The following is a 19,926-nucleotide window of genomic DNA, read 5'->3' as shown; positions in this document are numbered from 1 at the left end:
TAAGTGGGTTCACCCATTATTTGGAGAGAAAGCGCATCCCTTCCTCAAGCCCGCGCAACGTCAACGGAAACATCTGGTCCTCGATCAAGTCTCGGACTATCCCGGTGGACGCCGTATAGCCCCAAGTGTCTTTCGGGTACGGATTAATCCAGATCAGCTTCTTGTACTTCTCCATGAACCGCTGCATCCACACATACCCGGGCTCTTCATTCCAGTGCTCGACGCTGCCGCCGGCCTGGGTGATTTCATACGGCGCCATGGCCGCATCGCCGATAAAGATCACTTTGTAGTCGGCGCCGTACTTGTGCAGCAGGTCCTGTGTCGAGGTGCGTTCCGAACCCCGGCGCATGTTGTTCTTCCACACCGATTCATAAATGAAGTTGTGGAAGTAGAAATACTCCAGGTGCTTGAACTCGGTCTTGCACGCGGAGAACAGCTCTTCGCAGGTCTTCACATGGGCATCCATCGAGCCGCCGATGTCGAACAGCAACAGCAGCTTGATGGTGTTACGCCGCTCCGGGCGCATCTGGATATTCAGCAACCCGGCATCGCGTGCCGTATGGTCGATGGTGCCGTCGATGTCCAGCTCTTCCGCCGCCCCCTGACGCGCGAACTTGCGCAGGCGGCGCAGGGCGATCTTGATGTTGCGGGTGCCCAGTTCCACCGAATCATCGAGGTTCTTGTACTCGCGCTGGTCCCAGACCTTGACCGCTTTGCCCTGGCGCTTGCCGGCATCACCCACGCGAATGCCTTCGGGGTTGAAACCGCCGGAGCCGAACGGGCTGGTGCCGCCGGTGCCGATCCATTTGTTGCCGCCGGCGTGGCGTTCCTTCTGTTCTTCTAGACGCTTCTTGAACTCCTCGATGAGCTTGTCGAGACCGCCGAGGGACTGGATCTGCGCGCGCTCTTCGTCGGTCAGCGAGCGTTCAAATTCCTTGCGCAGCCAGTCTTCGGGAATCAGTGCTTGCAGGTGATCGTCGAGTTTTTCCAGGCCATTGAAGTAGGCGCCGAAGGCCCGGTCGAACTTGTCGAAATGCCGTTCGTCCTTCACCAAAATCGCCCGGGCCAAGTAGTAAAACTCGTCCATGTCGGCGAAGGTCACGCGCTGTTTCAGCGCGTTGATCAGGTCCAGCAGCTCACGCACCGAGACCGGCACCTTGGCTGCACGCATTTCATTGAACAGGTTGAGCAGCATGGCAATCGCCCTTATCGGTTACCGCGACGGCTCATGAACGCCAGGCGCTCCAGCAACTGCACGTCCTGCTCGTTTTTCACCAGGGCACCGGCCAGGGGCGGGATGGCCTTGGTGGGGTCGCGCTCGCGCAGTACCGCTTCGCCGATGTTGTCGGCCATCAGCAGTTTCAGCCAGTCCACCAGTTCGGAAGTGGACGGTTTTTTCTTCAGGCCCGGTACCTTGCGCACGTCGAAGAACACATCGAGTGCCTCGCTGACCAGGTCCTTCTTGATGTCCGGGTAGTGCACGTCGACGATCTTTTGCAGGGTGGTGCGGTCCGGGAAGGCGATGTAGTGGAAGAAGCAGCGGCGCAGGAACGCGTCCGGCAGCTCTTTTTCGTTGTTGGAGGTAATGATGATGATCGGGCGTTTCTTGGCCTTGATGGTCTCGTCGATTTCGTAGACGTAGAACTCCATCTTGTCGAGTTCTTGCAGCAGGTCGTTGGGGAATTCGATGTCGGCCTTGTCGATTTCATCGATCAGCAAGATGACCCGTTCCTCGGACTCGAAGGCTTCCCAGAGCTTGCCCTTTTTCAGGTAGTTGCGTACGTCATGCACCTTGTCCACGCCCAGCTGCGAGTCACGCAGGCGGCTCACCGCGTCGTACTCGTACAGGCCCTGATGGGCCTTGGTGGTGGACTTGATGTGCCAGGTGATCAGCTTGGCGCCAAAGGATTCGGCCAGTTGCTCGGCGAGCATGGTCTTGCCGGTGCCCGGTTCGCCCTTGACCAGCAGTGGCCGCTCCAGTGTGATGGCGGCGTTGACGGCCAGTTTCAGGTCATCGGTGGCAACGTAGGCCTGGGTGCCTTCGAACTTCATCTATCAATCCTCGAACGTGACGCCGAACGGTCGGGGACCGAAGCGGGCGAGTAATCAGCTTTGCCCGACTATACCGCGCAGCCCCGGCGACTGTGAACGCAGACGGGCTATTCAGTCTCTGAATGGGCAGTCACGTTGAAGATCAATCTGTCGAGGGCTTGGGCTGTTCATAGCGGGCGTTGAAAGCCTGGACGAAACCGTTGCGCAAAATCTGCAAAAACGCCTGGAACGCGCTGATATCTTGCTGGTGCACGTTGCCGCTCAGCTCCACGCGGGTGGCAAACTGGTTTTTGTTCTGGTTTTTCAACACGGTCTCGCTGGCGCCCACCACGGCCTCCCAGATTGAGCGGAAGATGCTCTTGTCCTTGTTCTCGACATCCTGTTGCCAGTTGAACACCTCGACGTTGCGCAGCAAAGGCTTGATGTAGCCGGTCAATTGGCCTTTTTCGGCCTGGGCTTCGACCACCAGATCGCCGGTGCCCGCGTTGAAGTCGAATTTGCCGTAGGCCGAGGCGAAGTCATTCATGCGCTTGAGTTGGATATCCCGGGCCCGGAAGCGGAATTCGAAGTTTTCGAAATTGCTCAAGGGGTCAAACGTCGCGGTGGCTTCCAGCGGCGCCTGGCCCAAAAACAGTGCCTTGCCATCGAAACGCGCGTCGCGCTGGCCTTTGACGTCCACCACGTTGGTCAGGTTGTAGAAGGTCGCGTTGACCTGAGTGGCATACATGTTCACCGGCGGTTTCGAGCTGAAGTTATGGAAGGCGATTTTCCCATCGTTGATGTGCACCTCATTGAGGGTGATCGGCAACAGTTTGCTCAGTTGTTCCCGCCAGTCGGTGCCCTGACCGGTCTGGGATGCCTGCTTGTTGGTGCCGCCGTCGACGAAATTCAGTTCCGGCTTGATGAACTGCGCCTCGGCCACCACCGCGTGGTCGTACCACAGCGAATGCCAGCTGACCGACAGGTCGATCACCGGCGCCTTGACGAACGGTACCGGCACCTTGCCGTCGACCTTGACGATCTGCAACCCGTTGATTCGATAGGCGCCGCGCCACAGTGCCAGGTCGACATCGGTGACTTGGCCGCGGTAATCGCCCATGTCGGCGAGTTTGTCATTCAGGTAGTTGCGCACCAGATAGGGCAGGGCGATATCCAGGACGACCAGCAGTACCACGACCCCGGCGAGGGTCCAGAGGGGCCAACTGTAGCGACGTTTCATGGGAATTTTCTCCATCCGTGTAGGCGATTGACTGCTGCCGTCGCCGGACGTTCGCTTGACTGGACGCCTCGCAACACGAGGCATACCCTTGGGGCCTTCCTGAAATTGCCTTAAGGACCCGTCATGAGCCGCATTTTTGCAGACAACGCGCACTCCATCGGTAACACGCCCCTGGTTCAGATCAACCGCATCGCCCCGCGTGGCGTGACTATCCTGGCCAAGATCGAAGGGCGTAACCCGGGGTATTCGGTGAAATGCCGGATTGGCGCAAACATGATCTGGGACGCCGAAGGCAGCGGCAAACTCAAGCCGGGCATGACCATTGTCGAGCCGACGTCCGGCAATACCGGCATCGGCCTGGCGTTTGTTGCCGCCGCTCGTGGTTACAAGTTGTTGCTGACCATGCCCGCTTCCATGAGCATCGAGCGCCGCAAAGTGCTCAAGGCCCTCGGCGCCGAACTGGTGTTGACCGAGCCGGCCAAGGGCATGAAGGGCGCGATCGAAAAGGCAGGCGAAATCCTCGCCAGCGACCCGGCCAAGTATTTTATGCCGGCCCAGTTCGAAAACCCGGCCAACCCGGCGATCCACGAGAAAACCACCGGTCCGGAAATCTGGAATGACACCGATGGTGCCGTGGACGTGCTGGTGGCAGGCGTAGGCACCGGCGGCACCATCACTGGGGTGTCGCGCTATATCAAGAACACCCAGGGCAAGCCTATCTTGTCGGTGGCGGTGGAGCCCATCAGCTCGCCGGTGATTACCCAGGCGCTGGCCGGTGAAGAGATCAAGCCCAGCCCTCACAAGATCCAAGGCATTGGCGCCGGCTTTGTGCCGAAGAACCTCGACCTGTCGATGGTCGACCGAGTCGAACTGGTCAGCGATGAAGAGTCCAAGGCCATGGCTTTGCGCCTGATGCAAGAGGAGGGGATTCTCTGCGGTATCTCCTGTGGCGCGGCAATGGCCGTGGCGGTGCGCCTGGCGGAGAAGCCGGAAATGCAGGGCAAGACCATCGTCGTGGTGCTGCCGGACTCCGGCGAACGCTACCTGTCGAGCATGTTGTTCGCCGATTTGTTTACCGATCAGGAAAACCAGGCTTGATTCAAATCAGCGCGATGGCGCGGCCCTTATGCATAATTGGCCCGTTATCGCGCACCGCTAGATGCTGATTGTTGGAGTGCGCGGGTTTTTCCCGAGGCCCGGAGTGTTTATCATGGCCGGCTGCTACGTCTGGTTTCCCGATAACGGGAGGCTAATGGCCAGACGCCTATTTCCAGGAGTTGCTGCATGACCTTTTCTTTGGCCGCCAAACTGTCGGTGTTGCTGCTGTTTATCGGCAGTACGCTGTACGTGCATTTGCGTGGCAAGGCCCGCTTGCCGATGTTGCGTCAGTTCGTCAACCATTCGGCGCTGTTCGCCCCGTATAACGCCTTGATGTACATCTTCTCCGCAGTGCCGTCCAAGCCGTACCTGGACCGCAGCAAGTTTCCGGAGCTGGACGTGCTCAAGGACAACTGGGAAGTGATTCGCGAAGAGGCCATGCACCTGTTCGACGAGGGTTACATCCGCGCCGCCGAGAAGAACAACGATGCCGGTTTCGGCTCGTTCTTCAAGAAGGGCTGGAAGCGGTTCTACCTCAAGTGGTACGACAAGCCGTTGCCGTCGGCTGAACTGCTGTGCCCGAAAACCGTGGCCCTGGTAAGCAGCATTCCCAACGTCAAGGGCGCGATGTTTGCGCTGTTGCCCGGTGGCAGCCACCTCAACCCGCACCGTGACCCGTTTGCCGGTTCCCTGCGTTACCACCTGGGTCTGTCCACGCCGAACTCCGACGACTGCCGCATCTTCGTCGACGGCCAGGTGTATGCCTGGCGTGACGGTGAAGACGTGATGTTCGACGAGACCTACGTGCACTGGGTGAAGAACGAAACCGAGCACACCCGGGTGATCCTGTTCTGCGACATCGAACGCCCGCTGAGCAGCCGCCTGATGACGCGCATCAACCGTTGGGTCAGTGCCCAACTGGGCCGCGCTACCGCGCCGCAGAACCTGGATGACGAACGCGTTGGCGGGATCAACCAGGCGTATGCCTGGAGCAAGCGCTTCAGCGACAGCTTCAGCGGCGTGGTCAAGCAGTGGAAGCGCAAGCATCCGAAGGCTTATCGCATCCTGCGGCCGGTGCTGGCAGTGGTAGTGCTGACGGCGTTGGGGTATTGGTTGTTTGGTTAAGGCTTTTGCAGGCATAAAAAAACCGCTCGATTGAGCGGTTTTTTTATGCTTTTGATTTGTTGGGGTTGCCCGCTAAAAGGCTGGGCTCATCAACGTTGGTCGTCATGGCTGCACTGAGAAAACGGCGCTGATTGGCGGTGACTGCTAGTGCTGGTGCTCCAAGCTCTTTTATCAGCTTCGATGATGACTTCTGGGTGACGGAGTTTTTAGGAGCTGCTCCCATATTAGCCTCCACTGTTGATCATTAATTGAGCATGGTTAGGATGCTAAGCCCGCCTTTGAGCGGTATAACTGATAGCGCAGAGAATCGCGTTTTTTTGGCATTGGTCATCATGAGTTAAAAGCCCCCCGGATTCGGAGCGGATTGGTTTTTCCCAAGGCTAGTGGTGTTGACCCAAGCTGTCCTTACTGGCCTTTTGGCGAAGTCATTGCAAAGCATGTCCCCAGCTGGTTATAGTCGGCCCCAGATGTTTTCAGACACCTTGTCCATCCCCTCAAAAAAGATCAGCACATGCCAGCTTCCTTGCGCATAGCGGTAGTCGATTCAGCGGTCAACGCTGTGGTCCTGCCGTGCGGGAGCCAGCAGCCAGTGCAGATCAGTCACTACCCCCCACCTGTCAGTAGCACGCCGGTGTACGCAGTCGTATCACCGCCGGGTGTTGGCATTTCGGGCTGATCAGCTGATGGCTGTTCCCCTGTGCCCGCCTGAAAAAAACCTACTGAATTTCAGCCTTTGCTGAGTTGGCTTTTTGCCTGATTACAGGTGGTATCCATGTCTGTTCTTTCGAAACAATCCGTGGCCGCGGCGGCCTCGACGAGCCTGTTTGTCTTGCTGTGGAGCAGCGGGGCGATTTTCTCCAAATGGGGCCTGGCCCATGCTTCGCCCTTTGCGTTTTTGCTGATCCGTTTTGCCATCGCCCTGGCGGGGCTGGTGATACTGGTCCCGATCCTCAAGTTGAAGTTGCCGCGCCCCGGCAAGCCGATGCTCTACGCGGCGGCCACCGGGCTGGTGTTGTTGGGGGCTTACCAGATTTTCTATCTGCTGGCCCTGGACCTCAAAGTCACGCCCGGCATGATGGCAACCATCATGGGCGTGCAACCGATCCTGACCGTGGTGTTGATGGAGCGTCAGCGCTCCTGGAGCCGGATGTTCGGCCTGGCGCTGGGGTTGGCGGGGTTGATCATGGTGGTGTACCAGGGCATCGGCATGTCCGGGATGTCCCTGGCGGGTATGCTCTTTGGCCTGTTGGCCCTGGCCAGCATGACCTTTGGCTCGATCATGCAGAAGCGCATCACCGATAACCCGCTGGGTACGCTGCCGGTGCAGTACTTCGCTGGCTTGTTGTTGTGCTCGGTGTTTGTGCCGTTCCAGCCGTTCCACTTTGAACACAGCAGCGGCTTTTTCGTGCCGGTGCTGTGGATGGGCTTGGTGGTGTCGCTGCTGGCGACGCTGTTGCTGTACCGGCTGATCGCTCGAGGCAACCTGGTGAATGTCACCAGCCTGTTCTACTTGGTGCCCGCGGTGACGGCGGTGATGGATTACCTGATCTTCGGCAACAAGCTGGCAATCCTGAGCTTGCTGGGGATGGGGCTGATCATTGTCGGATTGGCTTTTGTGTTCCGTAGGAGCTGATCAACCTCAGCTGTAGGAGCCGAAACGCTCCTACAGCTTCCCGGCCAATTTCCCTGGCCGAAGCACTAGCCACAACGCCCCCGCAATCAACAACCCGCCATACAGATGCGCCATGGACAGCGGCTCATCCAGCAGCAACGCACCCCACAACACCCCGAACGGCGGAATCATGAAGGTCACGGTCATCGACTTCACCGGGCCGATGGAGGTCAGCAAGCGGAAGTACAGGATGTAGGCAAACGCCGTACATACCAGCCCCAATCCCAGCAACGACAACCACACAGGCCAGCCACCCCAACTGGCCGGTGGATGGCTGATGGCACTCCAGGCAAACAGCGGCAGCAGGAACAGCGTGGCCCCGAGCATGCTGCCCAAGGCTGCGAGACGACTGTCCAGCCCGCCCCGTTGATCGAGCCAGCGCCTTGCCAGGAAGCCCGCAAAGCCATAACAGGTAGTCGCCAACAAGCACGCCAGAGCCCCCATCAGCAGTTCCATGTCGAAGGCCACCGGCCCGGCGCGGGTCAGGATGCCAACGCCGAACAGCCCCAGGCACACGCCGGCAATTTTCGACGGCGTCAGACGCTCACTGAAAAACAGCCCGCCAATCAGCACGCCCATCAGCGGCGTCGTGGCATTGAAGATCGCCGAGTAACCGGCCGGCAGCACTTGGGCCGCCACCGAATACATGGTCGCGGGAATGCCCGAGTTGATGACGCCCAGCAACAGGACCGTCTTGAACTTGCCCTGGAAATCCCAGCTCACCCGCATCATGGCGAGGATCACCAGCAGGCCGGTGGCGGCAATCGACACCCGGAAAAATGCCGTAGGAATGGTGCCGATTTCCGGCGCGATAATTCGCATGAACAAAAAACTCGCGCCCCAGATAGCGGCCAGCACCAACAGGTGGAGGGTGTCGACAGGTCTCACGGAAAAACTCCTGTTTGATAAGGGCGGAAGTGTTGCCCACGGACCTGTCTGACACAATCGCTAATACATGTTTTACAGCACGAAGCGCGTTACCAAGCCATTGAGGTCCACCGCCAGCCGCGACAGTTCCTGGCTGGCCGCCGAAGTCTGGGTGGCACCGGCGGCGGTTTGTGTCGACAGATCCCGAATGTTCACCAGGCTGCGGTCCACCTCTCGGGCCACCAGTGCCTGCTGCTCGGCGGCGCTGGCGATCACCAGGTTGCGCTGGCTGATCTGCGAGATCGCCGCAGTGATTTTCTCCAGCGCACTGCCGGCGCTGTTGGCCCGCTGCAAGGTCTGGCCGGCGTGTTCGGCGCTGCTGTTCAAGGCCCCGACGGTGTCCTGGGTACCTTGCTGGATGCCGTTGATCATCTGCTCGATTTCTTCGGTGGAGTCCTGGGTGCGCTGCGCCAGGGAGCGCACTTCGTCCGCCACCACGGCAAAACCGCGACCGGCCTCGCCTGCGCGGGCCGCCTCAATTGCCGCATTAAGTGCCAGCAGGTTGGTCTGCCCGGCAATCCCGCGAATCACTTCCAGCACCTTGCTGATGTCCTGGGCCTGCACGGCCAGGCCTTCGGCCTTGGTAGAGGCCCCGAGCACCTCGTCCACCAGGTTCTGGATCGAGCTGATGGTTTCGCTGATCTGGTAGTGGCCGTGTTTGCTGTCTTCGTCGGAGGCCTTGGACGCTTCGGCGCTGGACACCGCATTGCCCGCCACTTCATCCACTGCCGCGCTCATTTGCGTCACGGCAGTGGCGGCCTGTTCGATTTCATCGTTCTGCGCTTGCAGGCCGCGGGTGCTTTGTTCCATCACCGAACTCATCTCTTCCGCCGCCGAGGCCAACTGCTGCGACGACTCACTGATGCCACGGATGGTGTCTTGCAGGTTGGTCTGCATGGTGGCCAGGGCCGTCAACAGTTGCGCCGGCTCATCCTTGCCTTCCACAACGATCGGCCGGCTCAGGTCGCCGGAGGCGATGGTGCGGGCCACCGTCAGTGCCTGGCCAATCGGTGCGGTGATGCTGCGGGTCAGCAGCCAGGCCAGCAACAAGGTGGCGAGCAGGGCGGTGACGATGATGCTGCCGACCACCCATTGGGCGCTGGTGTACATCTGGGCTGCCGACTCTGCGGCGTCTTCCACACCTTTTTGATTGAAGGTGATCATGTCTTCCAGGCTTTTATTGAGGACCATGCCTTGAGGCGCCAGCCGGCTGTTGAGCAGGTCCATGGCGTTTTGCTGTTGGTCCTGGTCGACCAGTTGAATCATCTGGGCGACGATCGTCATGTAGGTCACAACGTTGGCTTTCAACTGCTTGAGCAGGTCGCGTTCTTGCTCGTTGCTCAGCAGGGTTTCGTGACGGTTCAGCAGTTCTTCAAGGTCGCCACGCTGGCGGGTGATAAGGTTTTTGCTGTTGTCACGCACCCGGGACTCATCGGTGGTGAGCAAGCGCAACGCTTCCAGGCGGATGCTGGCGACATAGGCGGCGCTGTCGTGAATGTTTTCAATACTCGGCATCCACGACTCTTCAATGATCAGCGCGCTTTCCCGCAGCTTGGCCATCTGTCCCAGGCCAAACAGGCCGACCACTATCAACAGGCTGGCCAACACCCCAAAACTCAGACTGGCGCGCAGACCGATCCCCATATTCCTCAATGACATCTCAATGCTCCTTGGGCGATTAGAACCTGTTCCCGGACCGGTCTTCTGACCTTGTTAGGTGGGAGAGGGCGCGCTATATAGCAAAGAGCCATCATGTAGGGTAATCAGGGTTTCCCTTACGTTGGATCCAATGCTCTTAAGGAAAGTGAGGTCCAGCGTGCTAGAGCAAATACTCGGGTTTTCCAAGGGGCACCCGAGGGAGGCCCGTGGTTAGAGGCCTTCAGATGAAACGTTTAACTTGGCAAGGATGACTTCGAGGTTTTTTATTGACCGAATGGTCGAATTAATAAAATTGAAAATAAATGTACAAAATGAACAAACCTGTACAAGTCTGAACGGAAAATGTCCCTTCTCCTGTCCCTGCACACTGGCTAAGCTCAGCTCATTCCAAATGCCCGCAGAGGTTTCCCAAATGCCGCAGCAAACGCCCGCCCTCGACATTGCGCAGATGATCCTCGACGGCTTCGACGACTACCGCGAGCACTTCCGCCAGATCACCGATGGCGCCCGGGAGCGTTTCGAAAAGGCGCAGTGGCAGCAAGGGCAGGCGGCTTCGGCAGCGCGCATCAACCTGTATGAAGACAAGGTCAGCGAAGTCACGGCGCGACTGCGGGCGGCCTTCGAAGAGGCCGTGTTGCTCGACATTGCCGCTTGGCCGCTGGTGAAAAGCGCCTACATCAGCCTGATCGACCTGCGGTTTGACGATGAGCTGTCCGAGACCTGGTACAACTCGACGTTTTGCGGTCTGTTCAGCCATGACCTGATCAGCGACGGCTGCATGTTCATTCACACCACCCGGCCCAGCCTGCGCCGCGCCCGGGCGGCGCAAACCCGCACCTACAAGCCGGGGGGCAAGCTGGCGGGCATGCTGGAACAGATTTTCGCCGACTACCGTTTCAGCGAACCCTACGCCGACTTGCCCGCCGACCTGCGCCGCCTGGAAGCGCAATTGCGCGAAAACCTGCCGGACTGGGTGTGCAAAGACCCGGACCTCAACGTCGAACTGTTTTCCTCGGTGCTGTACCGCAACAAAGGCGCTTACCTCGTCGGACGCATCTACACCCGCGACGAACAGTGGCCGCTGGTAATCCCGCTGCTGCATCGGGAAGGGCGCGGCATCCAGATCGACGCGCTGATCACCGACGAAGCGGATGTGTCGATCATCTTCTCGTTCACCCGCTCCTATTTCATGGTGGATGTGCCGGTGCCGGCGGAGTTTATCGGCTTCCTCAAGCGCATCCTGCCGGGCAAGCACATCGCCGAGCTGTACACCTCCATCGGCTTCTACAAACACGGCAAATCCGAATTCTACCGGGCGCTGATCAACCACCTCGCCACCACCGACGACCAGTTCATCATGGCCCCGGGCGTGCGCGGCATGGTCATGAGCGTGTTTACCCTGCCGGGCTTCAATACCGTGTTCAAGATCATCAAGGACCGGTTTTCGCCGTCGAAGAACGTCAATCGCGCCACGGTGATCGAGAAGTACCGGCTGGTGAAAAGTGTCGACCGGGTAGGGCGCATGGCAGACACCCAGGAGTTCGCCGACTTCCGTTTTCCGTTGAGCAAGTTCGAGCCCGAATGCCTGGCCGAGCTGCTTGAAGTCGCCGCCGGCACCGTCGAAGTGGAAGGCGATACGGTACTGATCCGCCACTGTTGGACCGAGCGGCGCATGACCCCGCTCAACCTCTATCTCGAAAACGCCAACGAAGCCCAGGTGCGTGAGGCGCTGGAAGACTACGGCCTGGCGATCAAGCAACTGGCGGCGGCGAATATTTTCCCTGGCGATATGTTGCTGAAGAATTTTGGCGTCACCCGCCATGGTCGCGTGGTGTTCTACGACTATGACGAAATCTGTTTCCTGACCGAGGCCAACTTCCGCCACATCCCGGCGCCGCGTACCCCGGAAGATGAAATGGCCTCCGAGCCCTGGTATTCCATCGGCCCGCTGGATGTGTTTCCGGAGGAATTCCCGCCGTTCCTGTTTGCCGATGCTGGCCAGCGCCGGCTGTTCGACGAACTGCACGGCGAGTTGTACAACGCCGACTACTGGAAAGGTCTGCAAGACGCGATTCGCGCCGGCAAGGTGATCGATGTGTTTCCTTACCGGCGCAAGGGCCTGGACAATGAATGAGGGGAGCGCGTGGCGGCGCTTTTCTGCGACAATCCGCCCCCTGCCTACATAGACGACCTTTGCGTACCTGATGACTGACCAAGCGCCCGCTATCGACCAACTGCTGAAAAACCTCGATCACGCCATGCTCGCCGACCGCCACCGCTTGCGGCGGCAACTGCTTGAGCTGCGCAAGAAACCCGATGAGGAAAAACTTGCGCAGTGGGTGACGCGGATGCAGGCCTCCTGCGCCCAGGTGACGGCGCGGCGTGCCAGCCTGCCGGTGATTCGCTATGACGACAGCCTGCCGATCGCCGCCAAGCGTGACGAGATCAAGGAAGCGTTGCTCAAGCATCAGGTGCTGATCATTGCCGGTGAGACCGGCTCGGGTAAAACCACCCAGTTGCCGAAAATCTGCCTGGAAATCGGTCGCGGCCAATACGGCCTGATCGGCCACACCCAGCCGCGGCGGATTGCAGCGCGCAGCGTGGCCAGCCGGGTTGCGGAAGAGTTGGCGACGCCGCTGGGCTCGCTGGTGGGTTACCAGGTGCGGTTTGAAGATCAGAGTGATTCCAACACCCTGATCAAGCTGATGACCGACGGCATCCTGCTGGCCGAAACCCAGAACGACCGCTACCTCGAACGCTACGACACGATCATCGTCGACGAAGCCCACGAGCGCAGCCTGAACATCGACTTCCTGCTGGGCTACCTGAAAACCCTGCTGCCGCGTCGTCCGGACCTCAAGGTCATCATTACTTCGGCGACCATCGACCTGGAGCGCTTTTCCAAGCACTTCGACGATGCGCCGATTGTCGAAGTGTCGGGCCGCACCTTCCCAGTGGAAACCTGGTATCGCCCGCTGACCCTGGAGCAGGACGAAGAGGGCAACCGCGTCGAGGACGACCTGACCGTCGACCAGGCGATTCTCGCCACCCTTGATGAGATCGCCGCCTTTGAACGCAGCGAACGCAAGAGCCCCGGCGATGTGCTGGTGTTCCTGCCCGGCGAGCGCGAGATTCGCGACGCCGCCGACATGCTGCGCAAGGCCCAGCTCAAGCACACTGAAATCTTGCCGCTGTATGCGCGCCTGTCGCCGGCGGAGCAGCAGCGGATTTTCCAGTCCCATCCGGGCCGACGCGTGGTGCTGGCGACCAACGTCGCGGAGACCTCACTGACCGTGCCGGGCATTCGTTATGTAATCGACAGCGGCACCGCGCGCATCAGCCGCTACAGCTACCGGGCCAAGGTCCAGCGCTTGCCGATCGAGGCGATTTCCCAGGCCAGCGCCAACCAGCGTAAAGGCCGGTGCGGGCGGGTTGAGCCTGGGATTTGCGTACGCCTGTACAGCGAAGAAGACTTTATCGGGCGTCCGGAATTTACCGACCCGGAAATCCTGCGCACCAACCTCGCGGCCGTGATCCTGCAGATGCTGCATCTGCGCCTGGGCGAGATCACCGATTTCCCGTTTATCGAGCCGCCGGATGGCAAGGCCATCAGCGACGGTTTCAACCTGCTGCAAGAGTTGTCCGCCGTCGACCGTAACAGCCAGCTCACCGCGATGGGCCGCCAGTTGGCGCGTTTGCCGGTGGACCCGCGCATGGGCCGCATGTTGCTGGAAGCTGCCAAGCTCGGCAGCTTGCAGGAAGTGCTGATCGTCGCCAGCGCCATGTCGATCCAGGACCCGCGCGAGCGTCCGCCGGAACGCCAGCAAGCCGCCGACCAGGCTCACGCACAGTGGAAGGACCCGGATTCGGACTTCGCCGGGTTGGTGAATCTGTGGCGTGGTTTTGAAGAGCAGCGCCAGGAATTGACCGCCAGCCCGTTGCGTAACTGGTGCCGCAAGAACTTCCTGAATTACCTGCGCCTGCGGGAGTGGCGTGATTCCCACCGCCAGTTGAGCCTGATCTGCCGCGACATGCAGCTGACCGTCAACAAGGAGCCGGCGGATTTCCCGAAACTGCACAAGGCGGTGCTGTCCGGCCTGCTGAGTCAGATCGGCCAGAAGACCGAAGACGGCGATTACCTCGGCGCGCGTCAGCGGCGTTTCTGGATTCACCCTTCCTCGGGCATCGGCAAGAAGCGCCCGCAGTGGCTGATGACCGCCGAACTGGTGGAAACCACCAAGCTGTATGCACGGATGGTGGCCAAGATCGACGCCGACTGGATCGAGCCATTGGCTGGGCACCTGATCAAGAAAAACCACTTCGAACCCCATTGGGAGAAGAAGCGCGGCCAAGTGGTGGCGTTTGAGCAGATCACGTTGTTCGGGTTGATCATCGTCGGGCGCCGGCCAGTGCATTACGGGCCGATTGATCCGGTGACGTCCCGCGAGCTGTTTATCCGTGAAGGCCTGGTGCGCGGCGAGATTCAGTCCCGGGCCCGCTGCCTGACGGCCAACCAGCAACTGCTGGAACAGCTCGACGAGCTGGAAGCCAAGGCCCGCCGGCGCGATATCCTGGCGGACGAGGAAACGCTGTACGCCTTCTACGATGCGCGCCTGCCCGCCGAGATCCACCAGACCGCGACCTTCGACAGTTGGTACAAGGTCAACAGCCAGAAAGACCCGCAGCTGTTGATCATGCGCGAAGAAGACGTACTGGCCCGCGAGGCCAGTGAAGTCACTGCCGCCCATTACCCGGACACCTTGCACCTGGGCGACCTGGCCCTGGCCTTGAGTTATCACTTCGAGCCCAACCATCCCCGGGACGGCGTAACTTTGCGCGTGCCGGCGCCGCTGTTGCCGGCCTTGCCGCCCGAGCGCCTGGAGTGGCTGGTGCCGGGTGTGATCGAGGCCAAGTGCATTGCCCTGGTGCGCAACTTGCCCAAGGCCCTGCGCAAGAACTTCGTGCCGGTGCCGGACTTCGTCAAGGCCGCCCTGCAACGCATCGAATTTGGCCAAGGCTCGTTGCCCCAGGCATTGGGGCGCGAGTTGCTGCGCATGACCGGGGCACGGGTCAGCGATGAAGCCTGGGCCGAGGCCGCACAACAGGTGGAAAACCACCTGAAAATGAACCTGGAAGTGGTCGACGGCCAGGGCAAGTTCCTCGGTGAAGGCCGCGACCTGGCCGAGCTGACTGCACGTTTCGCTGAAGCCAGCCAGGCCGCATTGGCCGTACCGCAGACCGCGAAAAGCCAGCAGCCGGTGGAAGCCAAGGTCTTCGCGGCGGTGGCTGAGAAAACCCAGCAAAACATCGCCGGCCTGTCGATGACGGTGTATCCGGCATTGGTGGAAGAAAACGGCACGGTCAAGGAAGGACGTTTCTCCACCGCCGCCGAGGCGGAGTTCCAGCACCGTCGGGCCTTGCAGCGTTTGCTGCTGCAGCAACTGGCCGAGCCGGCAAAATTCCTGCGGGGCAAGTTGCCCGGCCTGACCGAGTTGGGGCTGATGTACCGCGAGCTGGGGCGTATCGAGGCCCTGGTGGAAGACATTCTGTTGGCCAGCCTCGACAGCTGCGTGCTGGAAGGCGAAGCCAGCCTGCCACGTGACGGCGCCGGCCTGGCCGCCTTGGCCGAGCGCAAGCGTGGCAGTTGGGCCGAACATGCCGAGCGCCAGGCGCGCTTGACCCTCGACATCCTGAAACTGTGGCATGGCCTGCAAAAACGCTTCAAAGGCAAGATTGACCTGGCCCAGGCCGTGGCTCTCAATGACATCAAGCAGCAATTGAGCAACCTGGTGTATCCCGGTTTCGTGCGGGAAACCTCGGCGCAATGGTTCAAGGAGCTGCCGCGTTTCCTCAAGGCTATCGAGTTGCGCCTGGAGAAACTGCCGAGCCAGGTGCAGAAGGATCGGGTCTGGAGTACCGAACTGAGTGGGTTGTGGAGCCAGTATCAGAATCGCCTCAACAAGCACGCCCAGGAAGGCAAGCGCGACCCTCAGTTGGAGCTGTATCGCTGGTGGCTGGAGGAATACCGGGTATCGCTGTTTGCCCAGCAGTTGGGCACCAAGGTACCGATTTCCGACAAGCGCCTGAGCAAGCAATGGAGCCTGGTCGAAGCGTGACCACAATCCCGGGGACAGGCGCCCGTCGAGCAAATGGCGCCAAACCCCAGGCTTTATGGCAAACTTCGCGGTTATAAATGCCGGGATCGTCGAATTGGGCTGGCGCAGCCATGGCGCGATGGAATAAAGCGTTACCAGTTTGAAGGCCGCTGGGCGGCATAAAACTACTTACGGTTTGGTACGACGGTACCAATACCCTTCTGCCTGAACAGATTTAGAGGAACGACCGTGCATAACGTCGTCATCAGCGGCACAGGCCTGTACACCCCGGCCAACAGCATCTCCAACGAAGAGCTGGTGCAGTCTTTCAATGCTTACGTGCAACAGTTCAACCTGGATAACGCCGCAGCCATCGAACGCGGTGACGTCGAGCCGCTGACCGAATCCAGCGCCGCCTTCATCGAAAAGGCCTCGGGCATCAAGAGCCGCTTTGTCATGGACAAGGCCGGCATTCTCGACCCACAGCGCATGGCGCCACGCCTGCCGGAGCGCTCCAACGACGAGTGGTCGATCCTCTGCCAGATGGCCGTCAGTGCTGCCGAGCAAGCCTTGCAGCGCGCCGGCAGGACCGCCGCCGACATCGATGGTGTGATCGTCGCCTGTTCCAACCTGCAGCGGGCGTATCCAGCGATTGCCATTGAAGTCCAGGAAGCGCTGGGTATCCAGGGTTTCGGCTTTGACATGAACGTGGCCTGTTCCTCGGCGACCTTCGGCATCCAGAATGCCGCCAACAGCATCCAGCTGGGCCAGGCCCGGGCGATCCTGATGGTCAACCCGGAGATCTGCACCGGCCACCTGAACTTCCGTGACCGCGACAGCCATTTCATCTTTGGCGATGCCGCCACCGCCGTGATTCTCGAGCGGGCCGACCTGGCCACTTCCGAGCACCAGTTCGACGTAGTGAGCACCAAGCTGCTGACCAAGTTCTCCAACAACATCCGCAACAACTTCGGTTTCCTCAACCGCGCGGCGGAAGAGGGCATCGGTGCCCCCGACAAGCTGTTCGTGCAAGAAGGCCGCAAAGTCTTCCGTGATGTCTGCCCGATGGTCGCCGAGTTGATCGGCAAGCACCTGTCGGAAAACCAGCTGAATGTCGGCGACGTGAAGCGCTTCTGGCTGCATCAGGCCAACCTCAGCATGAACCACCTGATCGTCAAGAAACTGCTGGGCCGTGAGGCTTCGGTGGAAGAAGCGCCGGTGATCCTCGATACTTACGCCAACACCAGCTCCGCGGGTTCGGTGATTGCGTTTCACACCTACCAGGACGACTTGCCCAAGGGCGCTGTGGCCGTGCTCAGCTCGTTTGGCGCCGGGTATTCGATTGGTAGCGTGATTCTGCGCAAACGCTGATCATGTTTTGAAATCGAGGTCTTGAATGGCAGCAGCGGACGACGCGCACCTGCTTGAACGATTGCTCAAGGGTGAGCAGCGGGCCTACAAGGAGTTGGTCACCACCTACCAAAGCGCGATGCGTGCCGTGGCCTATGCCATCGTTGGCCAGCGCCATGCCGATGAGGTGGTCCAGGACGCCTGGCTGTCGGTGGTGCGCAACCTGGCGAAGTTCGAGGGGCGCTCCAGCCTCAAGACCTGGCTGCTGACCATCACGGCCAACTCGGCCAAAGGCCGCTACAAGCAGAATCGCCGGGAAGTGCTGCTCGATGACCTGCCATCGCCCCACGGCACCATCGGCGATGACCGCTTTGTGCCTGACGATGGCCACTGGGCCGTCGCGCCGTTTGCCTGGCATCAGGACACTCCCGAAGCGCTGCTCACCGAAGACGAGCTGCGCAAATGCCTGGAACACACGCTGGCCAGTCTTTCCGAGCTGCAAAGCAGCGTACTGCTGCTGCGCGAACGTCAGGGGCTGGAGTTGGAGGAGATTTGTAATCTTCTGACACTATCGCTCTCCAATGTTCGTGTGCTGCTGCATCGAGCACGGCTTAAAGTCTTCGCCACGGTGGAGCATTTTGAGGAAACCGGCGAATGTTGACCTGTAAAGAACAAGTGGCGCGTTCCAGTGACTATCTCGATGGGCAACTGACCTTTCGCGAACGTCTGCTGGTGCGTCATCACCTGATGTTCTGCCCCAACTGCCGGCGCTTTATCCGGCAGATGCGCTTGATGCAGGCGACGCTGAAGATCCTGCCCGAGCCGCCCATCGACGATGTTGATGCGTTGGCCGAACGCCTGGCCGCCGAGCGTTCCCGCGACCAGTAATACCCGTCACTTTTCACACAAAAACGAAGCCCGCATCGATAAATGATGTGGGCTTTTTTTTGCTCAAAAAATAAACAACATGAAAAAATATTCATTTTTCTCGATTGTTTTTACATTTCGCAACATCTGGCATTTTTACCATTTTTATAGGCTGAAGCCTTGATTTACGTAGGCTTCGTCTTATTTCGAATGGCTATTAAAAAGTTCCCGAGTAACAAAATCTTTATGTTCCAGCAACCCGGCTGAAATATCCCCTCGCCAAGATCGCCCCCCAACACCAGCGGCTCTAAACCGCGTTTTTTACCAATGCACAAGACCATCAATTAGGGGAATTCTTCGATGATCCGTAAGCACTTCGCCGGTTTCTCGGCCAGCGCCTTGGCCCTGGCTGTCACCGCCCAGGCTTTCGCCGGTACTGTCACAACTGACGGCGCCGATATCGTTGTCAAAACCAAGGGCGGCCTTGAGGTTGCAACCACCGACCAGAATTTCAGCTTCAAGCTGGGTGGTCGTTTGCAGGCCGATTACGGCACGTTTGATGGCTATTACACCAAGAACGGTGACTCGGCTGACGCGGCCTATTTCCGCCGCGCCTACATCGAGTTTGGCGGCACCGTCTACAAGGACTGGAAGTACCAGGTCAACTACGACCTGTCCCACAACTCCGGCAACGCCGATGATGGTTACTTCGACGAAGCGTCCCTGTCCTACACCGGCTTCAAGCCTGTCGTGATCCGTGCCGGCCGCTTCGACGAAGACTTCGGCCTGGAAAAAGCCACCAGCTCCAAGTGGGTGACCGGCATCGACCGCAACGCGGCGTATGAAGTCGCTGACTGGATTCACTCCCACGCCAACGGCATGGGTATCCAGGCCAGTTCGGTCGTCGGTGACATGGCTTACCTGTCGGCCAGCGTTTCCTCCAAGGACATCAACGACAAGAACGGCAAAGGCGTGAAGCAATTCAACGCCCGTGCGGTGTTCGCACCGATGCATGACACCGGCAACGTGCTGCACTTGGGCCTGGATTATGCGGTACGTGACCTGAAAGACACGGCCTTCGACTCGCGTATTCGTCCACGTCTTGGGGTTCGTGGCGTTTCCACCAACGGCGGCAACGATGCCGGTGCCAACGGCAACCGAGCGACCTTTGGTGGCGGTGTGGGCCTGGATTCCGGCAGCCTGACGGCGAACGACGCCTACGACACCGACACCGTGTTCGGCGGCGAATTTGCATTCGCCCGTGGTCCGTTGTCCCTGCAGGGCGAATACCTGAACCGCAAGCTGAAGGCCGACAGCAGTGCCTATCAGGACGTGAAAGCCAGCGGCTTCTACGGCCAGGTGGCGTACACCCTGACCGGCGAATCCCGTGTCTACAAACTCGACGGGGCCAAGTTCGACACCATCAAGCCCGAGAACAAGCAGTACGGCGCGTGGGAAGTGTTCTACCGCTACGACAACATCACCGTGGATGACAAAAACGTGGTGCGCAACACCGCCACTCGGGAAGTGGGCGATGCCAAGGCCAACCTGAACATCATTGGGGTGAACTGGTACGCCAACGAAGCGGTGAAAATCTCTGCCAACTACATCAAGGCCAAGACCGACAAAATCGTCAACGCCGCCGGTGACGACAGCGGTGACGCCATCGTGGCCCGCGTGCAGTACGTGTTCTAAGCAACCCGCAATACCGCTCCAAAGCGCTTTTTCTTCATCCGTCAAAGCGCTCCTCATTTGGTTTGCCCCGCCGTTTGGCGGGGCTTTTTTTTTGCGTCGAGTCTTGTAGGCGCGAGCTTGCTCGCAAAGAACCAGAGATCACCGCGTTCTGTCAGAATGCTCGCGTT

The 19,926-nt window shown here is 59.7% G+C and carries 15 protein-coding genes; 9 read left to right on the top strand and 6 right to left on the bottom strand.

Annotated features, from left to right (window positions below):
* Positions 1–16: 16 nt before the first annotated feature.
* The 3 genes from K0H47_RS03050 to K0H47_RS03040 all read right to left on the bottom strand — a co-directional run bounded on the left by K0H47_RS03050 (position 17) and on the right by K0H47_RS03040 (position 3,271).
* A complete protein-coding gene (locus K0H47_RS03050) occupies positions 17–1,195 on the bottom strand; it encodes a VWA domain-containing protein (RefSeq protein ID WP_003210689.1) in 1,179 nt (392 codons plus the stop codon).
* Positions 1,196–1,206: 11 nt separating this feature from the next.
* Positions 1,207–2,052, bottom strand: coding sequence for a MoxR family ATPase (locus tag K0H47_RS03045; RefSeq protein WP_003210690.1), 846 nt, complete (start codon positions 2,050–2,052; stop codon positions 1,207–1,209).
* Between the two features lie 142 nt (positions 2,053–2,194).
* Positions 2,195–3,271, bottom strand: coding sequence for a DUF748 domain-containing protein (locus tag K0H47_RS03040; protein WP_201142840.1), 1,077 nt, complete (start codon positions 3,269–3,271; stop codon positions 2,195–2,197).
* Between the two features lie 123 nt (positions 3,272–3,394).
* Between K0H47_RS03040 and cysK the strand changes: the two genes are divergently transcribed.
* Positions 3,395–4,369 carry a cysteine synthase A gene (gene cysK, locus K0H47_RS03035; RefSeq protein WP_063032516.1) on the top strand — a complete coding sequence of 325 codons (975 nt, stop codon included), beginning with the start codon at positions 3,395–3,397 and terminating at the stop codon, positions 4,367–4,369.
* Between the two features lie 186 nt (positions 4,370–4,555).
* Positions 4,556–5,494, top strand: a complete 939-nt coding sequence (locus K0H47_RS03030) for an aspartyl/asparaginyl beta-hydroxylase domain-containing protein (protein ID WP_017479171.1) — start codon at positions 4,556–4,558, stop codon at positions 5,492–5,494.
* A gap of 43 nt (positions 5,495–5,537) precedes the next feature.
* Here K0H47_RS03030 and K0H47_RS03025 read toward each other — a convergent pair whose 3' ends face one another.
* Positions 5,538–5,717 carry a hypothetical protein gene (locus tag K0H47_RS03025; protein WP_177070673.1) on the bottom strand — a complete coding sequence of 60 codons (180 nt, stop codon included), beginning with the start codon at positions 5,715–5,717 and terminating at the stop codon, positions 5,538–5,540.
* A gap of 549 nt (positions 5,718–6,266) precedes the next feature.
* Between K0H47_RS03025 and K0H47_RS03020 the strand changes: the two genes are divergently transcribed.
* Entirely contained in the window at positions 6,267–7,127 is an 861-nt protein-coding gene (locus K0H47_RS03020; protein ID WP_177026442.1) for a DMT family transporter, read from the top strand.
* 30 nt (positions 7,128–7,157) lie between these two features.
* On the opposite strand, the gene K0H47_RS03015 is transcribed toward K0H47_RS03020, so the two are convergent.
* A complete protein-coding gene (locus K0H47_RS03015) occupies positions 7,158–8,054 on the bottom strand; it encodes a DMT family transporter (RefSeq protein WP_063032512.1) in 897 nt (298 codons plus the stop codon).
* Positions 8,055–8,126: 72 nt separating this feature from the next.
* On the bottom strand, positions 8,127–9,737 hold the full coding sequence (locus tag K0H47_RS03010; RefSeq protein ID WP_374106744.1) for a methyl-accepting chemotaxis protein: 1,611 nt from the start codon (positions 9,735–9,737) through the stop codon (positions 8,127–8,129).
* 427 nt (positions 9,738–10,164) lie between these two features.
* Between K0H47_RS03010 and aceK the strand changes: the two genes are divergently transcribed.
* From aceK to K0H47_RS02980, 6 genes are all read left to right on the top strand, one after another.
* Positions 10,165–11,886 (top strand): bifunctional isocitrate dehydrogenase kinase/phosphatase, encoded by a 1,722-nt coding sequence (aceK, locus tag K0H47_RS03005; protein WP_219271915.1) that lies wholly within the window; start codon positions 10,165–10,167, stop codon positions 11,884–11,886.
* Between the two features lie 70 nt (positions 11,887–11,956).
* Positions 11,957–15,868: an ATP-dependent RNA helicase HrpA gene (hrpA, locus tag K0H47_RS03000; protein ID WP_219271913.1), complete on the top strand. Its 3,912-nt coding sequence runs from the start codon at positions 11,957–11,959 to the stop codon at positions 15,866–15,868.
* Between the two features lie 228 nt (positions 15,869–16,096).
* Positions 16,097–17,218, top strand: a complete 1,122-nt coding sequence (locus K0H47_RS02995; RefSeq protein ID WP_201142833.1) for a beta-ketoacyl-ACP synthase III — start codon at positions 16,097–16,099, stop codon at positions 17,216–17,218.
* Positions 17,219–17,243: 25 nt separating this feature from the next.
* On the top strand, positions 17,244–17,858 hold the full coding sequence (locus K0H47_RS02990) for an RNA polymerase sigma factor (RefSeq protein WP_017479164.1): 615 nt from the start codon (positions 17,244–17,246) through the stop codon (positions 17,856–17,858).
* Positions 17,852–18,085: an anti-sigma factor gene (locus tag K0H47_RS02985; protein WP_093200614.1), complete on the top strand. Its 234-nt coding sequence runs from the start codon at positions 17,852–17,854 to the stop codon at positions 18,083–18,085. Before K0H47_RS02990 ends, K0H47_RS02985 begins: the two co-directional genes overlap by 7 nt.
* A gap of 339 nt (positions 18,086–18,424) precedes the next feature.
* Positions 18,425–19,759, top strand: coding sequence for an OprO/OprP family phosphate-selective porin (locus K0H47_RS02980; protein ID WP_219271912.1), 1,335 nt, complete (start codon positions 18,425–18,427; stop codon positions 19,757–19,759).
* Positions 19,760–19,926 lie beyond the last annotated feature (167 nt).

It is taken from the genome of Pseudomonas sp. Xaverov 83 (assembly GCF_019352905.1).
Classification (GTDB): Bacteria; Pseudomonadota; Gammaproteobacteria; order Pseudomonadales; family Pseudomonadaceae; genus Aquipseudomonas; species Aquipseudomonas yamanorum.
The sequence above is the reverse complement of the archived record's forward strand: the minus strand, read 5'-3'. Positions and strand labels throughout refer to the sequence as shown.

What these genes read in the sequence shown, in the direction of transcription:
- K0H47_RS03050 (WP_003210689.1), bottom strand. Translation starts at nt 1,195, where the DNA reads ATGCTGCTCAACCTGTTCAATGAAATGCGTGCAGCCAAGGTGCCGGTC.
- K0H47_RS03045 (WP_003210690.1), bottom strand. Translation starts at nt 2,052, where the DNA reads ATGAAGTTCGAAGGCACCCAGGCCTACGTTGCCACCGATGACCTGAAA.
- K0H47_RS03040 (WP_201142840.1), bottom strand. Translation starts at nt 3,271, where the DNA reads ATGAAACGTCGCTACAGTTGGCCCCTCTGGACCCTCGCCGGGGTCGTG.
- cysK (WP_063032516.1), top strand. Translation starts at nt 3,395, where the DNA reads ATGAGCCGCATTTTTGCAGACAACGCGCACTCCATCGGTAACACGCCC.
- K0H47_RS03030 (WP_017479171.1), top strand. Translation starts at nt 4,556, where the DNA reads ATGACCTTTTCTTTGGCCGCCAAACTGTCGGTGTTGCTGCTGTTTATC.
- K0H47_RS03025 (WP_177070673.1), bottom strand. Translation starts at nt 5,717, where the DNA reads ATGGGAGCAGCTCCTAAAAACTCCGTCACCCAGAAGTCATCATCGAAG.
- K0H47_RS03020 (WP_177026442.1), top strand. Translation starts at nt 6,267, where the DNA reads ATGTCTGTTCTTTCGAAACAATCCGTGGCCGCGGCGGCCTCGACGAGC.
- K0H47_RS03010 (WP_374106744.1), bottom strand. Translation starts at nt 9,737, where the DNA reads ATGGGGATCGGTCTGCGCGCCAGTCTGAGTTTTGGGGTGTTGGCCAGC.
- aceK (WP_219271915.1), top strand. Translation starts at nt 10,165, where the DNA reads ATGCCGCAGCAAACGCCCGCCCTCGACATTGCGCAGATGATCCTCGAC.
- hrpA (WP_219271913.1), top strand. Translation starts at nt 11,957, where the DNA reads ATGACTGACCAAGCGCCCGCTATCGACCAACTGCTGAAAAACCTCGAT.
- K0H47_RS02990 (WP_017479164.1), top strand. Translation starts at nt 17,244, where the DNA reads ATGGCAGCAGCGGACGACGCGCACCTGCTTGAACGATTGCTCAAGGGT.
- K0H47_RS02985 (WP_093200614.1), top strand. Translation starts at nt 17,852, where the DNA reads ATGTTGACCTGTAAAGAACAAGTGGCGCGTTCCAGTGACTATCTCGAT.
- K0H47_RS02980 (WP_219271912.1), top strand. Translation starts at nt 18,425, where the DNA reads ATGATCCGTAAGCACTTCGCCGGTTTCTCGGCCAGCGCCTTGGCCCTG.